Genomic DNA, 17237 nt, shown 5'->3' on the forward strand with positions numbered 1-17237 from the left:
GTGATTATTGTCTCGCGGTTGGTCTGGTTTTTGGAAGAGAGTATAGAAAGAATTAACTTGGAGTGGGGAGTGGGGAGTGGAGAGTGGGGAGTGGGGAGATGCGGCTCGTGAGCCTCGCCGAACAAGGGGAGTGGGGAGTGGGGAGTGGGGAGTGGGGAGTGGGGAGTGGGGAGATGCGGCTCGTGAGCCTCGCCGAACGAGGGGAGTGGGGAGTGGGGAGATGCGGCTCGTGAGCCTCGCCGAACGAGGGGAGTGGGGAGTGGGGAGTTAGTTTTGTTGGACAGGTGATTGTAAGCGGACCAATTGTTGGCCTTCGCTGATGATCAGTTTGTCTGAGTAACGCACGCAGGCGGGTTTTGTCTGTGTGGACGCGATTTCAATCGCCAGCAATTTATCTACTAAACTCTACTAAATATTTATCTATGGCAAAGATCTATGAACAAATGTAAACAAACCTGAGTAGAATAGACTCATGTAAATAGGTATTTTTTCTCATTGCCATGATAGCGGAACAATTTCCCTGGCTAACCGCGATCGTCCTACTGCCACTCGTCGCGTCCCTAATCATCCCCGTGCTGCCAGATAAAGATGGCAAGCGTGTGCGATGGTTTGCTCTGGGTGTAGGTCTCGCGGACTTTGTCTTGATGTGCTACGCCTTTTGGACGCATTACGATGCTAGCAGTGCGACGTTTCAACTCGTGGAATCCTATGCCTGGGTACCGCAGTTGGGGCTGAACTGGGCCGTTTCGGTCGATGGGCTGTCGATGCCGCTGGTGCTGCTGGCTGGACTGGTGACGACGCTTTCTATGTTTGCCGCTTGGCAGGTGGATCGGAAGCCGCGGCTGTTCTACTTCTTGATGCTGGTACTCTATGCCGGTCAGATCGGGGTTTTTGTGGCCAAAGATCTGATCCTGCTGTTCATCATGTGGGAGGTGGAGCTGATTCCGGTGTATCTGCTGGTCTGCATCTGGGGCGGACAGCGGCGTCGCTATGCGGCAACCAAGTTTTTGCTCTATACCGCAGCCGCTTCGATTTTTATTTTGGTGGCGGCGCTGGCAATGGCCTTCTATGGCGACACCGTCACGTTTGATATGGTCGAGCTGGGCTTAAAGGATTATCCGCTCGGTCTGGAGCTATTGCTGTACGCGGGCTTGCTGATTGCCTTTGGCGTCAAGCTGGCGATTTTCCCGCTCCATACCTGGTTGCCCGATGCCCACGGTGAAGCGTCCGCTCCGGTCTCGATGATTTTGGCTGGTGTGCTGCTGAAGATGGGCGGCTATGGCCTGATTCGTCTCAACCTGGAGCTGCTCTCGGATGCCCATGTCTACTTCGCGCCGGTGCTGGCGATTCTAGGCGTGGTCAACATTATTTATGGCGGGTTCAACTCGTTTGCCCAAACCAATATGAAGCGGCGGCTGGCCTATTCTTCGGTGTCGCACATGGGCTTTGTGCTGTTGGGTATTGCTTCCTTCACCGATCTGGGTATCAACGGGGCACTGCTCCAGATGATCTCCCACGGTTTGATTGCCGCCGTCCTGTTCTTCCTGGCGGGCGTCACCTACGACCGCACCCACACGATGGCGATGGAAGAAATGGGCGGCATTGGTCAGGTGATGCCAAAGGTGTTTGCCTTGTTCACAATGGGAGCAATGGCGTCGCTAGCTCTGCCGGGAATGAGCGGTTTTGTGGGTGAGATCTCGGTGTTTCTGGGCGTAGCCACCAGCGACATCTATAGCTCTACCTTCCGCACGGTCACGGTGTTCCTGGCGGCAGTGGGCGTGATTATGACGCCGATTTATCTGCTGTCGATGCTGAGGCAGGTCTTCTATGGTGCAGGCATGGCTCCATCCTGTGTCCTCACCGATGCAGGCAAACCCCAGGGCGAACAGGAAGCCGTCTGCTTTGGGACCAATTGTGTGCTGCCGGCGGATGCTATTTACAGCGATGCCAAGCCTCGTGAGGTGTTCATTGCCGTCTGTTTTCTGGTGCTAATTGTCGGAATTGGCTTCTATCCCAAGCTGGCAACCCAAATGTATGACGTGAAGACTGTGGCCGTGAATGCCCAGGTGCGCCAATCCTACATGACCATTGCGCAGGAAAACCCGCAAGTCTATGCCAATGGATTCCTGATGCCGCACTTTGCAGAGTCAGAACCGGCTCCGGTCTTGGGTCTCTTCGAGTAGGCTTAAGTCGGCGACAGGTTCACTCAAGTTTCTACGCTCAGATGATCCGATCGTTCCTAGGGGCGATCGGTTTTTGTTTAACCAGATTGTTATGCTGCAAGTCCTCGCGGAGTATAGCTACCGTTATAAACTGAGCCATAGCCTGCCTCCAGGTCTTGCGGATGCAATCTTCTGGCTTGCTCTAGCTGATGGCGCAAGGGTTCGACCAGGCAAAGCGGCAGCATTGTGACTCGGCTCTCATGCCCCTTAGTGTCCCGAATCCCAATCTGCCATTGAGCAAAATCCAAGTCTTTAACCCATCACGATATCTACCAACAGTGCTAACCAGAGCTGAAGTTCAAGCCCTTTTCCAGCATCTCTCAGGTGTGTATCAAATTGTGATTAAACTTCTCTACGGCAGTGGTCTTCGCTTGAATGAAGGGTTGCAGTTGCGAATCAAAGATTTGGATTTTGCTCAACGTCAAATTGTGGTGCGGGATGTTAAAGGCAATGAAAGTCGAGTCACCATGCTACCGACTAGTTTAATTGAGTCCCTCACTCAACATCTTCAGCGAGTGAAGCAATGACACCAGCGAGACTTAGATCAGGGTCATGGCTCAGTTTACTTGCCCTTCGCACTAGAGCGAAAATATCCTCATGCCGATCGAGCTTGGATTTGGCAATTTGTGTTTCCTTCGCCGAGTCGTTCACGTGACCCGCGCAGTGGCATTGTGCGTCGTCACCATTTGCATGAGAGTGGACTACAAAAGACGCTTAAGCAAGCGGTTCGTGCAGCCCAGATTGACAAACGGGTAGGCTGCTATACCTTAGGAGAGTTTTGAGTTTTGAGTTTTGAGTTTTGAGTTGGTAGATGGCAGCGGTGCAGCAGTGGGTTGAGCTGAGCGAGTGGTTTTACTGCAAGCAACGTTCACGCATTGTGAACAATTACAATCTCACGCTTGTATTTCTCACTGCTTTAGTTTATGCTTTGCGATACTAGTTTTTCTCGGACCCGAAGAGGGCTAGTGGGCCGCTCAAGGCAGGCGATTCGGGCGCTGATCCAAGGTGTTACCAGCACGCAAGGATCAGCTCACCTGACTCTCTGTTCGACCCAGAGAGCAAGGCTGTGTTGATTGTACTGTAGAAGTGCAACCTGCATGGCCTCGTTTGATGCGTCCTGTAGTCAGGCATGGTGCCTTGAGCGATTTCTTGACCGAAATCAAACAAACGAGGCTAAACCCAATGAATACTGAATGCAACGAATCGTTGACCGTGATCGATCACACCTACGGAGACGATAGAGCACAGATCTGGATTATCGGTACTCGCGACCAGGTGATTCATCAGATGAACGAGTTCTATGTCCGCAACCTGGTGCCGGACCGGGCCAGGTTCACTCCGATTATTCCGGCTCCCTTTGCCAAGGGCAAATTCATGACCGTGCTGGAACGCTAAGCTAGAGTTACCCCATGCATATAGGCGGTAGTATATCACCCTGCACCTGAATCAGGTGCGCGCTAGTGAATACCACCGCCTACGTTAAGGGAGACGCCTGCTCAGAGCTGAGTCCACTTCTAGGACTATTCATAGTAGCGACGTTCGAGCCACTGATATACATCTTCTTCCGAATAGAAGGTGTGATGACGGTCGCTCATCGGATCATAGACCTGCCAGAGGGGTTGGCCAGAACGGTCAATTTGCTGCTCAACTCGTGGATCGGTATTGGGCGTAACCAGTGAGTGCCAGAGGTGGCTGAAGAAGGTTGCCCATTTAGGTGACTTGGTTGCGCTCTGTTCGGATTGATCGGGTTGGTTCGTGTCAAGCTGATTGGCATCGACAAAATAGTATCCTGTCATCGGCTGCCAATAGTCAGAACGGTCTGAATTAGCTTGGCTGGTGCCGTTACTTTCGGCATTCACAAAGTAATAGTCAATCATAGGATGAGAGTATTCGCGATCTACCTGGTCCGAGGCAGGTTGCTGGTGCCGATCGCTAACTTGAGTTTGGTTTGGGTGATTTGGTGTTTGGAATAGAAACGCCACAATGGGCTGGAGATGAGTTTTCAGCATCGACTGATCCTCCTCACTAAAGAATTCTGCGCTATTTTCTGCGCTCGGTTTATCGGTTTTGCTGTGAAATGCTGGTGCTGTACTGGGCTAATCGCCTGAGTACCGTCCTACCGCACTTTTCTATCGCAGCAGTAGAGCAACTGCATCAAAGCCTTGAGGCTGGCGCATCTCGTCACAGATGCAATTCCCCTTGATTCCACTGTAGTGATTTGGCGCTTCCGCAACAAAAAGTAATATTCATCAAATGCATGAATAAAATTCATGGCTAAAGTGGGAACAAAGACCGTTGATTGCAAAACAATTGAGCATACTTGTTTAAAGTCCTGCCAGACTTTAGAGCAGGTCTTTTTAAAGTCTGTCGTCAAAATCTTCCGCCGCGCAGCTCTTGTTACGGGTTGCAATTGAACCTTCACAATGCATTCATCACAGCTAGGGGAACCCATGAATTTAGAAGCGATCAAACTATCTCAGTTACGAATTCTGGTTGCGGTCGCAAACTGTGGCAACTTCAGCGAGGCAGCGTTGCAGCTCGGCATTTCTCAATCGGCAGTCAGTCATGCAGTCGCCAGTTTGGAAGAGGACCTGGGGGTGGTGTTGCTATCACGGGGGCGGCATGGTGCCACCTTGACTCCTGTTGGCGAACGTGTGTTACAGCACGCCCAAGAAATGCTGCGGCAGCTCGAGCTGATCGGGCGAGAGGCCAATTTATCCAAAGGGTTGCAGGGCGGTCAGGTGCGGGTCGCTTCGTTTCGCAGTGCCGCTACCCATGTGCTGCCGAGCGTGATTGCCGAATTTCACAAGCGCTATCCCAGCATTGCGGTCACAATCGTCGAATATCGGGGCGATGATGGCGTAGAGCAGGCGTTGCGGGAAGGCCGAGTCGATATTGGCATAACCTGTATGCCGACTACAGATGAGTTTGAGTCTTGGGAGCTGCTGCGGGATGAATATATTGTGCTGTTTCCACCTGGAGCCAGGATACCCGATCAAATCACGTGGGAGGATCTGACCGTCTATCCAGTGATCATGCCCCCCTCCAACGACTACTGCTCGATTCTGATTCGCGACCACCTGACTCGCCTAGAGCAACCCATGAGCGCCGCCTACGAAATTATGGAAGATTCTACGATTGTCAGTATGGTGAGCCAGGGTTTGGGAGCTACCATCATTGCTCGCTTAGCGGCTGAACCCCTACCGCCGGAAATTCAGGTGCGGTCCTTACCAGCGCCCCTAGAGCGGATCATTCGGGTCACCGTGCTCGCTGATGCCCTGCATCCACCTGCCGTCTATGCCTTCCTAGACACGCTCAAAACCTTCACCAGCAAACACACTGACTACGCCTCCGCTTCTATCTGACTCTTGCCCATCTTCCAAATGCGCCTGTGCTCGCAACTGCAACTGCGCTATCAATGCCGCTACCTTTTGCACATTCTTCTGACCCGGAGATGACTCCACCCCGCTGGACACATCAATGCCATCTGGCTGCACCCAGCTCAGAGCTGCCAACACATTCGCAGGCGTAATGCCCCCCGCCAGAAACCAGTCGCAGCTAGGCCGAAACCGTTGCAGCATCTCCCAGGCAATTGTGTGTCCTGTGCCGCCGTGCTGTCCTGGATGTTGTGCGCCCGGATGGTAAGCATCCAACAGCAGCGCATCCACCACCGCTTGGTAAAGTTCGGTTTCCGCTAGCGTCGCCGCATCCCGCACCCGAAACGCTTTAACCAACGCAATCCCTGGCAAAGCCTGCCGCACCTGCTGACAAAACTGGGGCGATTCGCTGCCATGCAACTGCACCCCGTTCAAATTACCCTGCATCACCACCTGCCGAATCTGCTCCAGCGAAGCATCCACAAACACCCCCACCCGGTCAACCGTTCGATTCGCTGCACAAACCCCGTCCACAATTGCCCGAATCTGCACCGGACTGACATAGCGAGGCGACTGGGGCACGCAAATAAAACCCAATGCCGAAACGCCAAGCTCAGCGATGGCTAGCCCTTGATCCGGTTGGGTGATGCCGCAGATTTTGATGTGCATGGGAGGGGGTAGGGGGATGGGGGTAGGGGGATGGGGGGTTAGGGGATGGGGGTAGGGGGGTTAGGGGATGACTTCTTAAATATTAAGCAATTAAAGGAAATCCTGGCTCCTGGCTCCCGTCGGCTGACGCTCTGGGAAGTCTGGCTCCTGACTCCTGGCTCTTAGATTGCAATTTATTTCAAAAATACCGAAGAAATGTTAATTCCTCAAATAAGAGCCACTTCAATTTTTATAATCCTTAGTATTTCTGCAATCTTATCAACAATAGGAGTATAAGACCTTGGTATCTCAGACTTTGTTTGCTGCGGTTGCCCGCACGGCTGAATGGACTCCTAGCGTCGGCCTAGTCATGATTTTCTGCAACCTATTTGCTATTGCCATTGGCTACTATGCGATCCAAAAGCGGGGCGTGGGTCCCAAGCTCCCGGTTGAGTTGCCCGCGATGTTCACTGGGTTTGGTGTGCCTGAGCTGCTGGCGACCGCTAGTTTTGGTCACATTCTGGGAGCAGGAATGATTCTAGGCTTGAGCAACGCTGGTTTACTGTAGGCAGGCCATACAGGAAGGTCCTGATCCGATTCTCTTGCAAATTGGGGCTGGGCTGAATGCATCCGATTACAGCTCCAATTACAGCTCTAATTACAGCCCGAAGGTCCAAGGACGCCAAATTTCGGTTCTATTTCTCTTGTTTACTAAACCTGATTGGACAAGGCTGAGTGCAGTGTAAGCTGTCAACTCAGCTTTTTTGTCTGGTTTGCCTGGGTAAGACTGACAACTCGTTTGCTGGTTTGCGGTAAAGTCCGCAGACTGAGGCAGGGTCTATAGTAGAAGATCCGTAGCAGGCTCTAGATCTATGACTTCTGGTTGGCGTATTGGCTCTATTTTTGGCATTCCGTTTCTGTTAAATCCGGCCTGGTTTGGTAGTTTGCTGCTGTTTGCCTTTTTCTTTAGCGCCGACTGGCTGGCGGCAGGTTGGGAGTCGAGTTGGGCGTGGCTGGCGGGTCTGCTGATGGCACTGTTGCTGTTTGCGTCGGTGCTGCTGCATGAGCTGGGGCATAGCCTAGTGGCCCAATCCCAGGGGATTGCGGTGAATGCGATTACTCTGTTTCCGTTTGGCGGCATCGCCTCGATTGCTCAGGAATCGAAAACGCCAGGACAGGCTTTTTGGGTGGCGATCTCTGGGCCAGCGGTGAGTTTCGCCTTGTTTGTGCTGCTGTTTGTCACGAGCTTGCTGCTGCCGACCGGGTTGCCGCTGAAAACAATGCTGAATCACTTGGCGGGGATTAACCTGGTGTTGGCCATGTTTAATATGCTGCCGGGATTGCCGCTGGATGGGGGACAGGTGCTGAAGGCCCTGATCTGGAAAACCACAGGCAGCCGCGTCAAGGGAGTACGCTGGGCGGCCCAAAGTGGGCAGGTGCTGGGCTGGCTGGGTATCGGGCTGGGTATCCTTGGGTTTTTGGTTTCTCTGCGCTTTAGTTTCCTTTGGCTGGTGCTGCTGGGTTGGTTTGGCATTCGGCGGGCCAGTGCCTATCGGCGGGTGATTGCTCTACAGGAAGCGATGCTGCAAATTCCGGCCTCTGAAGCGATGACTCGCGACTTCAAACGGGTGGATGCCAATTTGCCCCTGAGCGAATTTACTGCTACCTATCTGACAGATGACCCCGACTCAGCAATCTACTATGCCGAAACCAGCGGGCGCTATGTCGGCTTGGTCCAAGTAGAGGCGCTTCGCTCGATCGAACGCAGTCTCTGGGACTTCCAAACGGTGCAGGCTATCGTTCAACCCCTAGAGGAATTGCCGACGGTCAACGAATCCACGTCCCTAGCGCAGGTGATCGATCAGCTCGAAACAGAGCAGGTGCCTCGATTGTCAGTATTGTCCTCTGCAGGGGCAGTGGTGGGCGTCATTGACCGGGCTGATGTAGTGCAGGCATTAGCCACCAAACTGCGCCTTCTAGTGCCCGAAACCGTAATTCAGCAAATTAAAACCGAGTCCCAGTTCCCGGATAGCCTTCAGTTGCAAGGTGTGGCAAGGGATGCGTTGCGGTAGGCAGCGACGGGGAGGTGGAGCTGGAATCATGAAATTGCGTCAAGATAGAATGCAGCGTACAAGTGTTTAGGTTTTTGTTCCTCTGTATCTGTAAATGAACAATATCTACAACACCCCAACTCGCTCCTCCCATTCCAAATTGCGAATTTTGAATTTGAATCAATATGACCGATGCTGACCTGTCCCAACAGCCTGAATCGCTGAACGATCTGCCGAATCGTTTGGTGAAGCATGCGGTGCGCTATGCCGATCACCGGTCGGTAAACTGGGATGATCTGACGCCGATGATGCGACACTATGTGGAGCTAAAGGATCAGTATCCTCATGCGCTGTTGCTGTACCGGGTGGGGGATTTTTTTGAAACCTTCTTCCAGGATGCAATTACGGTGGCGCGGGAGCTGGAGCTGGTGCTGACGGCGAAAGATGGCGGTCAAAAAGTCGGTAAAGTGCCGCTATCGGGCATTCCTCACCATGCGTTAGATCGCTACTGTGCGCTGTTGGTGGAGCGGGGCTATGCGGTGGCGATCTGCGACCAAACCGAAGACGCAGCGGATGTGCAAGGGCGGCTGGTCCAGCGAGAAGTCACACGAGTGATTACGCCGGGAACCGTTCTGGAAGAGGGAATGCTGAATGCCAGACGGAATAACTTTTTGGCGGCAGTGGTGATTGCTGGGACCCATTGGGGATTGGCCTATGCGGATGTTTCGACGGGTGAATTTTTGACTACTCAATCGACGCAGCTAGAGCAGTTGAGCCAAGAGCTGATGCGGTTGCAGCCCTCCGAGATCCTGCTTCCTACCAATGCACCGGACTTGGGTCGGCTATTGCGCCCCGGAGACAAAGACGCCCGTTCGCTAATTACTGATTTATCCGCTTGTTTGCCCAGCCAGTTCTGCTACACGCTGCGCCCCCAGATGCCCTTTACCCTCAGTGAAGCCCGCCAAAAGCTGCTAGAGCGGTTCCGGGTGCGCTCGTTGGAAGGTATGGGCTGCGAGCATTTGCCCTTGGCGGTGCGGGCGGCAGGTGGATTGCTCGACTATCTAGAAGACACCTGGAAAGGCGCAAAAACCGCAACCGACTCTGCGACTGATGCGGCAATTTTGCTGCAACCCCTCTGTACCTACACAATAACGGAATATCTGGTGATCGATCATCAGACGCGCCGCAATCTGGAAATTACCCAAACAGTGCGGGACGGCACCTTTCACGGTTCGCTGCTCTGGGCGCTGGATCGAACGGTGACGGCGATGGGCGGACGGGCACTGCGGCGCTGGTTGTTGCAGCCGCTGTTGCAGATTAGCGCGATTCAGGCGCGGCAAGACACCATCCAAGAGCTAGTCGAAAATGGCAACCTCCGCCAAGCCTTGCAGCAGTTGCTGAAGCAAATCTACGACATGGAGCGGCTGACCGGACGGGCGGGGTCTGGTACGGCGAATGCTCGCGATTTAGTGGCGCTGGCCGATTCGCTGCAAAAGCTACCGGAGTTGGCTGCCCTGGTGTCGGCAGCTCAATCGTCTTATCTGGTGCCGCTACAGACCGTGCCGCCCGAACTGGATCACTTGGGTCAGCGGCTAAAAGCCCATTTGGTTGATAATCCACCGATTCACCTGACCGAAGGCAACCTGATTCGCACCGGCGTCAACCCCCAACTCGATGCCCTGCGGCAACAAATCGCGGAGGATGAACAATGGATCGCCAATCTGGAAGTGACTGAGCGCCAGCGCACCGGCATTGCCAACCTGAAGGTGGGCTACAACAAAACCTTTGGCTACTACATCAGCATTTCCCGCACCAAGTCCAAGGACAATCCGCCGGAAGGCTATATCCGTAAACAAACCCTGACCAACGAGGAACGCTACATCACCAGCGAACTTAAGGATAAGGAAACGGCTCTGCTCAACGCTCAGGCGGAATTAGGCAAGCGGGAATACGAGATTTTTGTCAATCTGCGCATCGAGGTGAGCCACCATGCGGACGCTATCCGCACCGTTGCTCAGGCCGTTGCTGCGGTTGATGTGCTCTGCTCGCTGGCGGAAGTGGCCGTCTACCAGGGCTATTGCCGCCCCCAAATGGTGCCCAGCCGCGAAATCAACATCACTGACGGTCGCCATCCAGTTGTGGAGCAATCCTTGCCTGCCGGTTTTTTTGTACCCAATTCGACGGTCTTGGGAGGAGGGAATGGAGATGGGGAAGCTCAAGACGCTCAAAACACAGATGCGCAGAAGCAAACTACAAACCTCAAACCTCAAACCCCTCCTCCCGATCTGATCATTCTGACTGGGCCGAACGCGAGTGGAAAGAGCTGCTACTTGCGGCAGGTGGGGTTGATTCAGTTGATGGCGCAGGTGGGTAGTTTTGTGCCGGCGACAGCAGCCACGTTGGGGATTTGCGATCGCATCTTTACTCGTGTGGGCGCAGTGGATGATCTGGCGACTGGGCAATCGACGTTTATGGTTGAAATGAATGAGACTGCGAATATTCTCAATCATGCCACTGAAACATCTCTGGTGTTATTAGATGAAATTGGTCGAGGTACGGCCACGTTTGATGGCTTGTCGATTGCTTGGGCGGTGGCAGAACATTTGGCAACTGAGATTTGCGCCCGCACGATTTTTGCTACCCACTACCATGAGCTAAATGAGTTGGCTTCAATTTTGCCGAACATTGCTAACTATCAGGTGGTGGTGAAGGAATTACCCGATCAGATTATTTTTCTGCATCAGGTGCGGCCCGGTGGAGCCGATCGCTCCTACGGCATTGAAGCAGGACGCTTAGCGGGTTTGCCAGCTTCGGTGATTCAGCGAGCAAAACAGGTGATGAGCCAAATCGAACAGCACTCGCACATTGCAGTTGGGTTACGGCAAAGCACGTCTGAACCAGCAAAGACACAGCCGAAATCTTCAAGATCCCAACCAAAATCGCAGGAGAGAACCAGTAAATACAAAGCCGAATCCGATGCAGTTGATCAGCTCGATATATTTAACGAGCTTTAGGAGCTGCTTACAATGGTGCAAGCCACGTACACGGTGTGGGTTTGATGCTTGATTTTACCCAAATAGCATCGACCAGAAATCTAGCGCATTGCACTTGGGGATGGATAAGACGAAGCTAACGGTTGCAACCCACTAGAGCAGCCAGCACGAAGGACGCCACCTCACAATGCCAACACCCAGCTTGCCAAGCACAAGCTACACATCAATGCCCAGATAGGTTTTGCTGAGGTAACGGGTCAGCCGTTTTAGGGGATTTGTCACTTCAGACACTTCGTTGACCGTTTCCGTATCAGATGAAGAAAGACCGATCAGGTTGGCAAATTCCGCATCCGACATTTCGCCCGCCTGGTGTTTGGCAAACGCCTCTACAACGGTGACTAATTCCTCTGCTGAAAACGAGTAGCCGTTTTGGGTTGCAAATTCTGCCACAACCGGTGCCCGTTCTCCCTTCAAGGCTGCTGCTTCTTCAGGATCCAAATCTGCTTCGCTGCTAATGTTGCCGTCTCCGACACCCAGCAGTGCTTCTAGCTGTTGACGCAGGGCCTCATCTTCAGCCGTTTTTTGCATAAAATGCAGTACTGATGCAGTTGCCATAAACAATGCTTCGATCGCTAGAACGCCCAAATTATAGCAAGAGCAAAATGGGGATCGGCTTAATAAAAGCTGAAGCTTAGACAATCAATGGGCAACAGTCAAAACCGAAAGGCTCACTAGAAGCCCAAAGGCCAATCGGCTTACAAGCACCAGAACTTAATCCCTGATTGCACGATTTTTTTACTGCGAAATTGGAACTGAGAGAAACTGAGAGAAGCTGCTAGACTGATTCCTGTTTGCCCCTCATTTCTATACCTATTATCTAATTCATCTAATAAGACTAAGACAATGGAAGGAGCATTGAGAAAACTTGCATTACTTGCTGTTGTAGCAGCAAACAGCACCCCGGTATTCCTGGCTTTGCCTGCCGCTGCTGATTCGACTGCCGATCTGGTTCTGAACTTACGCTGTCGTGGTGGTTTCAACACTCAAGTTTGGCAGAATCGCACATCGGACACTTTTCTGTATCGGACAACCAGTCCGCATGGTGATTTGAGCCTAGATGGCGGAACCGTTCAAAACACCGAAGGTGTTCGAGTGTATAAGTTTCAAAATGGCAACTACCAATACTGGGTTTGGGATGGCACACTGGACAGCCAAGATGCTGGAACGCTGGAAGTGTACCAAGACAATCGCATCCTGATGCAACAGCCTTGCAGAAAGGTGTGAGGATGATAGCGCCCGATTAACGTTGAGCCGCTAAAAAAATTGAGACGTGAGTATACAGTTCTGACACTTTCTCTACCTCTACAGCCTTTTTCAGGTTAGTGAAGTACGAAAAACGGGGTGTAGGGGCACTGCCCCTGCGTGGGGGCGAAGCCCCCATACCCCCCATACCTCACATGAGTGAAAAACGCTGTATATTGTTTTCTACTGAAGGTGGCTAAACAGTTCCTTCACCTTTTCCCAAGCATCGGCTGCGGCGTCTGGATTGTAGCTGGCCCGCTGGTCGCAGAAGAATCCGTGATCGGCTCCTTGGTAGCGAAACAGACGATGGGGGATCTGGTGTTTTTGCAATTCCGCCTCGATTTGATCAACATGCTCTGGCGGAATGCTGGCATCCTCCATGCCAAAAAAGGCGTAGAGTGTGGCTTTGATATCGGCAGTGTAGGCTAGCGTCGGTTTACCGCCACCGGGGCACCAGGTTGGAATACCGGCTCCGTAGAAGGAAGCTGCTGCTTTGATCTCAGGCAGTGTTGCTGCTAGATAGGTGACTAGTCCACCAAAGCAAAAGCCAATGCAGCCAATCGCGTCGGGTTTCACTGTGGGTAAGGCTTTCAGGTAAGCGACGGTGGCTCGGACGTCGCTCAGCAGTTCTTCGGCCTTGGTTTGCTCTTTGTACTGGCGACCTAGCTTAACGTCGTCAGCAGTGTAGCCTGTCTCAAAACCGGGTGCAAGGCGCTGGTAAATGGCCGGGGCAATGGCGACATAGCCCAAGCGAGCAAAGCGTTCGGTGATATCGCGGATGTGGGCATTGACGCCAAAAATTTCCTGGATCACGATAATGGCTGGAGCTGGATCCGTAGAGGCAGGTTTAGCCAGGTAGGCATCAATCTTTAGATCTCCATTCGGCACCTGAACGTGAGCTGTGCGAATTTCAGTGGTAGGAGCAGGCATAGACAAACCGTATAAGAACTTGAGAAGGGCAACGTTCAGATTTTAGTACTGCGACAGCTCGAATGCATCGCCATCCTAGCCGCGGTGCCAAAAGGCCCATGCAGTTGAGTCCGCCCCATCAGGTGATTCCCTCCGTCTGGCAGGATTGATATAGTTTTTTAATTCTGAGTGGATTGAGTGCATTCTATAGGTATTGGATAAACAGATATTAGGTAAACAGGTATTGGATCGAAACTCAGTCTTGGCTCATCTGCTCATCAGGGAATTCTGGTCGTTAGCCTGTAGACATACTCAGCAATCCCGTCAATTCAGTCCGCTATCGCTTTTTCAGAGCATCTGGGAGGCTCTATGGTTCGATTCCACATTCAATCTGACAGCGATATTCCTGCCTCAGAACAGCTTTATAACCAAATCCGATTTGCCATTGCTTCACGCCAGTTTCCTCCAGGGCATCGGCTACCGAGTACGCGCCAACTGGCGATGGAAACCGGGTTACACCGCAACACGATTAGTAAAGTTTATCGAAAGCTAGAAGAAGACGGTATTGTCGATGCTCAGGCTGGTTCGGGCATTTATGTCCGGGCGCAAGGCGATGAAGGCGGCAATGCCAGGGGCAGCTCGCCGATTTTCGAGAAGTACCCCAAGGCCCATCGTTTGGTGCAAAAGAGTTTAGACGATTTGCTCAGCCAAGGCTGTTCGCTAACCCAAGCCAGGGAACTCTTTTTGTCGGAAATCGACTGGCGGTTGCGCTGTAGTGCTCGCGTATTGGTAACGGCTCCCCGGCAAGATATTGGAGCAGGAGAGCTAATGGTGCAAGAGCTGGAGCAGGCGCTTCAGATTCCGGTGCAGTTGGTGCCCATGGAAGAACTGGGGCAGGTGCTAGAACAAACGCGCTCTGGCACAGTGGTGACGAGCCGCTATTTCATTGGCGATGCCGAGGCAATCGCAGCTCCTCGCTCGGTGCGGGTGATCCCAGTTGATATCTACGACTATGCGCAAGAGATTCAAAAGCTCTTTGCTCTGCCAAAAGAAAGCTGTTTAGGGCTGGTCAGTCTCAGTTCAGGCATCTTGCGGGCTGCTGAGGTGATTGTGCATAGCCTGCGGGGTGAAGATTTGCTGGTAATGACAGCTCAACTGAAGGACACCTACCGCCTCAAGGCAATTGTGCATAGTGCTCAGACCATTTTCAGTTTTGACCAGGCAAGCTGTGCTGCCGTTAAAACAACGGTAGCTGAGGCTAGAGAAGACTTGATTCGCCCGCCCCAGTTGGTCTGCTGTCAAAACTACATTGGAGCCAAGTCGATCAGTTTGCTGAAGCGCGAACTGGGTTTGGAATAGGAGATAGAAATACGGCGGTTTTCACCCATGTGAGGGATGGGGGGTGTGAGGGCTTCACCCCCACGCAGGGGCACTGCCCCTGCACCCCGTTTTTCGTATTTCACTAGCCTGAAAAAGGCTGTATTTGGCCTAAAGGTTAGCTGCCAACTTGCTGCGGCACCTGCAAAAACTGTCGCACCAGACGCAGATAGGTTTCGGCATCTTCCAGCATCGGGAAGTGAGCTGTTTTAGGAATGACCACATGCTCGACTCGGGGACTGAGGGCCGCCGCTTTGCGACCTAACTTAACCGGAATAATCTTGTCATACTGACCTGAGATCAGCAGCGTGGGTACAGTCAGGCGCTCGTACTCCAGCGGCATTTCAAGCGCAGCCTTTTCGCTGACTGCAGTGTAGATCGTACCCAAAGCTGCCTCGTAATCGGCGCTGAGGAAGTCTTCTAGAAATGCTTGTCGAGCTTCAGCTGGAATTGGACGGTGCAAAAACCGCGACATAAACATCCGATCAATTCCTGGAATCTGCTTTAACCACAAGGGCCGAAACGCTACGACATAGCTACCTGCTCGGTGAAACGCTTTGAAGGTGATGGGATTGTAATCAAACACGCCATGACAGGTAAGAACAGCCCGCTGGACGCGCTCTGAATAACGATTGAGAAACAGAGCGGCAATCGAGGAGCCAGTTGAATGAGCGTTAAGATAAATCTGGTCGAGACCGAGATGGTCAAGCAACAGAGCTAAATCATCAGCATAGGTTTCCAATTCATAGCCCAGCTCTAGTAGATCGGCTGGAATCGGTCGCGGTAAACGAGATTGGCCAAAGCCACGCAAATCGTAAAGTAAACAATCAAACTGGTCAGATAGTGCCTGAGCCGTACTCTGCCAATAACGGGTTGATCCAGCCCAGCCATGCACAAACACCATCACTGGTTTGCCCCTATTAGGCGCTGCGGTGGAGGCATTCTGGGCAGTACTGATCCACTCATAGTAGTGGTCAACACCACGAATCGAAACGAAAGGCATTGGAGTGAGTTAGATTTAAGCGGACTCAGGCTTAGGTAGGGAAGAGGGATGAACTAATAGCTCTGCAGTAGAACGCTTCTCAACCATCTCTCGCGTAATGGCGCAGCGAGTCACATCTTTACGGGAGGGCAGCTCGTACATTACATCAAGCATTAGCTCCTCAACAATACTGCGCAAGGCTCTGGCTCCAGTTTTGCGACGGTAAGCTTCCTTGGCAATGGCCCGCACTGCATCTTGTTTAAACTCGAGCTGGACATTGTCCATCCGCATTAGCTTTTGGTATTGCTTCACCAGGGCATTCTTCGGTTCGGTCAAAATCGCAGTAAGTGCATCTTCGTCTAGCGGATCAACTACGGCAATCACGGGTACCCGACCAATAAACTCTGGAATCATGCCAAATTTCACCAAGTCATCTGGCTCTAGATGCTTCAGCACATCGGCAGTTCGCTTCTCCTTTGACTGACCCTCGCCAGGCTGGATAAAGCCCATCGTTTTCTTGCCAATCCGCTGCTCGACGGCTTTGTCTAAGCCCACAAAGGCACCGCCGCAGATGAACAAAATATTGCTGGTATCGATTTGAATACAGTCTTGGTAGGGGTGCTTGCGTCCACCTTGAGGTGGTACGTTAGCAATGGTGCCTTCCAACATCTTCAGTAGAGCTTGCTGTACTCCCTCGCCGGAAACATCTCGCGTAATCGAAGGATTCTCACTCTTACGAGCAATTTTGTCGATTTCGTCAATGTAGATAATGCCGCGCTGGGCTGCCTCTACATCCAAATCAGCAACTTGCAGCAGCCGCAGCAGAATATTTTCTACATCTTCACCGACATAGCCCGCCTCGGTGAGGGTAGTAGCATCAGCGACTGCAAAGGGAACATCCAGCATCTCAGCCAACGTTTGGGCCAGCAGAGTTTTGCCGCAGCCGGTTGGTCCAATCAGCAGAATGTTGGATTTTTGTAGCTCGACCGTGTCCTCCAGCTTACCAGTGCCTTTAGCTTGGGCGTAGCTCAGACGCTTGTAGTGGTTGTAGACCGCTACCGAGAGAATTTTCTTCGCCTCATCCTGCCCAATTACATGCTCGTCGAGATGCTTTTTAATCTCACGCGGTTTAGGAATCTGGTTAATTGAAAACCCAGACGAACGTACAGGCCGCTTCTCGGAGGCGTGCTCGCGCCGAGCAGAAGGCTGGGGAACTGATGCACCAGAGTCAAATAGCTCCTCATCTAAGATTTCATTGCACAGGTCAACACATTCATCACAAATGTATACTCCTGGTCCAGCAATCAACTTTCGGACTTGTTCCTGGGATTTACCACAGAATGAACATTTGAGATGGGAGTCATATTTAGACATAG

The 17237-nt window shown here is 52.4% G+C and carries 17 protein-coding genes; 10 read left to right on the forward strand and 7 right to left on the reverse strand.

Annotated features, from left to right (window positions below):
• The first annotated feature begins 500 nt into the window (after window positions 1-500).
• Window positions 501-2183, forward strand: a complete 1683-nt coding sequence (locus HJG54_RS23310; RefSeq protein WP_316431642.1) for an NAD(P)H-quinone oxidoreductase subunit 4 — start codon at window positions 501-503, stop codon at window positions 2181-2183.
• 89 nt (window positions 2184-2272) lie between these two features.
• Here HJG54_RS23310 and HJG54_RS23315 read toward each other — a convergent pair whose 3' ends face one another.
• Window positions 2273-2470, reverse strand: a complete 198-nt coding sequence (locus HJG54_RS23315; RefSeq protein WP_316431643.1) for a hypothetical protein — start codon at window positions 2468-2470, stop codon at window positions 2273-2275.
• Window positions 2471-2500: 30 nt separating this feature from the next.
• On the opposite strand from HJG54_RS23315, the gene HJG54_RS23320 reads away from it, so the two are divergent.
• From HJG54_RS23320 to HJG54_RS23330, 3 genes are all read left to right on the forward strand, one after another.
• A complete protein-coding gene (locus tag HJG54_RS23320) occupies window positions 2501-2749 on the forward strand; it encodes a tyrosine-type recombinase/integrase (RefSeq protein ID WP_316431644.1) in 249 nt (82 codons plus the stop codon).
• Between the two features lie 39 nt (window positions 2750-2788).
• Window positions 2789-3004, forward strand: coding sequence for a hypothetical protein (locus HJG54_RS23325; RefSeq protein ID WP_316431645.1), 216 nt, complete (start codon window positions 2789-2791; stop codon window positions 3002-3004).
• A 400-nt stretch (window positions 3005-3404) separates the two neighbouring features.
• Window positions 3405-3617, forward strand: a complete 213-nt coding sequence (locus tag HJG54_RS23330) for a hypothetical protein (protein ID WP_316431646.1) — start codon at window positions 3405-3407, stop codon at window positions 3615-3617.
• A 125-nt stretch (window positions 3618-3742) separates the two neighbouring features.
• Here HJG54_RS23330 and HJG54_RS23335 read toward each other — a convergent pair whose 3' ends face one another.
• Window positions 3743-4231 (reverse strand): hypothetical protein, encoded by a 489-nt coding sequence (locus HJG54_RS23335; protein WP_316431647.1) that lies wholly within the window; start codon window positions 4229-4231, stop codon window positions 3743-3745.
• Between the two features lie 414 nt (window positions 4232-4645).
• On the opposite strand from HJG54_RS23335, the gene HJG54_RS23340 reads away from it, so the two are divergent.
• The gene (locus tag HJG54_RS23340; protein WP_316431648.1) at window positions 4646-5587 is read left to right on the forward strand and encodes a LysR family transcriptional regulator; all 942 of its coding nucleotides are present in this window, start codon (window positions 4646-4648) and stop codon (window positions 5585-5587) included.
• Here the strand turns inward: HJG54_RS23340 and HJG54_RS23345 are convergent.
• Window positions 5528-6268, reverse strand: a complete 741-nt coding sequence (locus tag HJG54_RS23345) for a phosphoribosylanthranilate isomerase (protein WP_316431649.1) — start codon at window positions 6266-6268, stop codon at window positions 5528-5530. The genes HJG54_RS23340 and HJG54_RS23345 overlap by 60 nt on opposite strands.
• A 280-nt stretch (window positions 6269-6548) precedes the next feature.
• Between HJG54_RS23345 and psaK the strand changes: the two genes are divergently transcribed.
• From psaK to mutS, 3 genes are all read left to right on the forward strand, one after another.
• Window positions 6549-6815 carry a photosystem I reaction center subunit PsaK gene (gene psaK, locus HJG54_RS23350; protein ID WP_051925026.1) on the forward strand — a complete coding sequence of 89 codons (267 nt, stop codon included), beginning with the start codon at window positions 6549-6551 and terminating at the stop codon, window positions 6813-6815.
• 304 nt (window positions 6816-7119) lie between these two features.
• Complete coding sequence (locus tag HJG54_RS23355; protein WP_316431650.1) at window positions 7120-8319, forward strand: site-2 protease family protein; 1200 nt, start codon at window positions 7120-7122, stop codon at window positions 8317-8319.
• Window positions 8320-8483: 164 nt separating this feature from the next.
• Window positions 8484-11312 (forward strand): DNA mismatch repair protein MutS, encoded by a 2829-nt coding sequence (gene mutS / locus HJG54_RS23360; protein WP_316431651.1) that lies wholly within the window; start codon window positions 8484-8486, stop codon window positions 11310-11312.
• Window positions 11313-11507: 195 nt separating this feature from the next.
• On the opposite strand, the gene HJG54_RS23365 is transcribed toward mutS, so the two are convergent.
• Complete coding sequence (locus HJG54_RS23365; protein WP_316431652.1) at window positions 11508-11906, reverse strand: Nif11-like leader peptide family natural product precursor; 399 nt, start codon at window positions 11904-11906, stop codon at window positions 11508-11510.
• A gap of 288 nt (window positions 11907-12194) precedes the next feature.
• On the opposite strand from HJG54_RS23365, the gene HJG54_RS23370 reads away from it, so the two are divergent.
• Entirely contained in the window at window positions 12195-12575 is a 381-nt protein-coding gene (locus tag HJG54_RS23370; RefSeq protein WP_035999963.1) for a hypothetical protein, read from the forward strand.
• A gap of 201 nt (window positions 12576-12776) precedes the next feature.
• On the opposite strand, the gene HJG54_RS23375 is transcribed toward HJG54_RS23370, so the two are convergent.
• Window positions 12777-13523 carry a dienelactone hydrolase family protein gene (locus tag HJG54_RS23375; protein ID WP_316431653.1) on the reverse strand — a complete coding sequence of 249 codons (747 nt, stop codon included), beginning with the start codon at window positions 13521-13523 and terminating at the stop codon, window positions 12777-12779.
• 348 nt (window positions 13524-13871) lie between these two features.
• On the opposite strand from HJG54_RS23375, the gene HJG54_RS23380 reads away from it, so the two are divergent.
• Window positions 13872-14861 carry a GntR family transcriptional regulator gene (locus HJG54_RS23380; RefSeq protein WP_035999970.1) on the forward strand — a complete coding sequence of 330 codons (990 nt, stop codon included), beginning with the start codon at window positions 13872-13874 and terminating at the stop codon, window positions 14859-14861.
• Window positions 14862-14997: 136 nt separating this feature from the next.
• On the opposite strand, the gene HJG54_RS23385 is transcribed toward HJG54_RS23380, so the two are convergent.
• Complete coding sequence (locus HJG54_RS23385) at window positions 14998-15882, reverse strand: alpha/beta fold hydrolase (protein WP_316431654.1); 885 nt, start codon at window positions 15880-15882, stop codon at window positions 14998-15000.
• A gap of 15 nt (window positions 15883-15897) precedes the next feature.
• A complete protein-coding gene (clpX, locus tag HJG54_RS23390; protein ID WP_316431655.1) occupies window positions 15898-17235 on the reverse strand; it encodes an ATP-dependent protease ATP-binding subunit ClpX in 1338 nt (445 codons plus the stop codon).
• Window positions 17236-17237: the final 2 nt, after the last annotated feature.

Source organism: Leptolyngbya sp. NK1-12 (genome assembly GCF_032598965.1).
GTDB lineage: Bacteria > Cyanobacteriota > Cyanobacteriia > Elainellales > Elainellaceae > Elainella.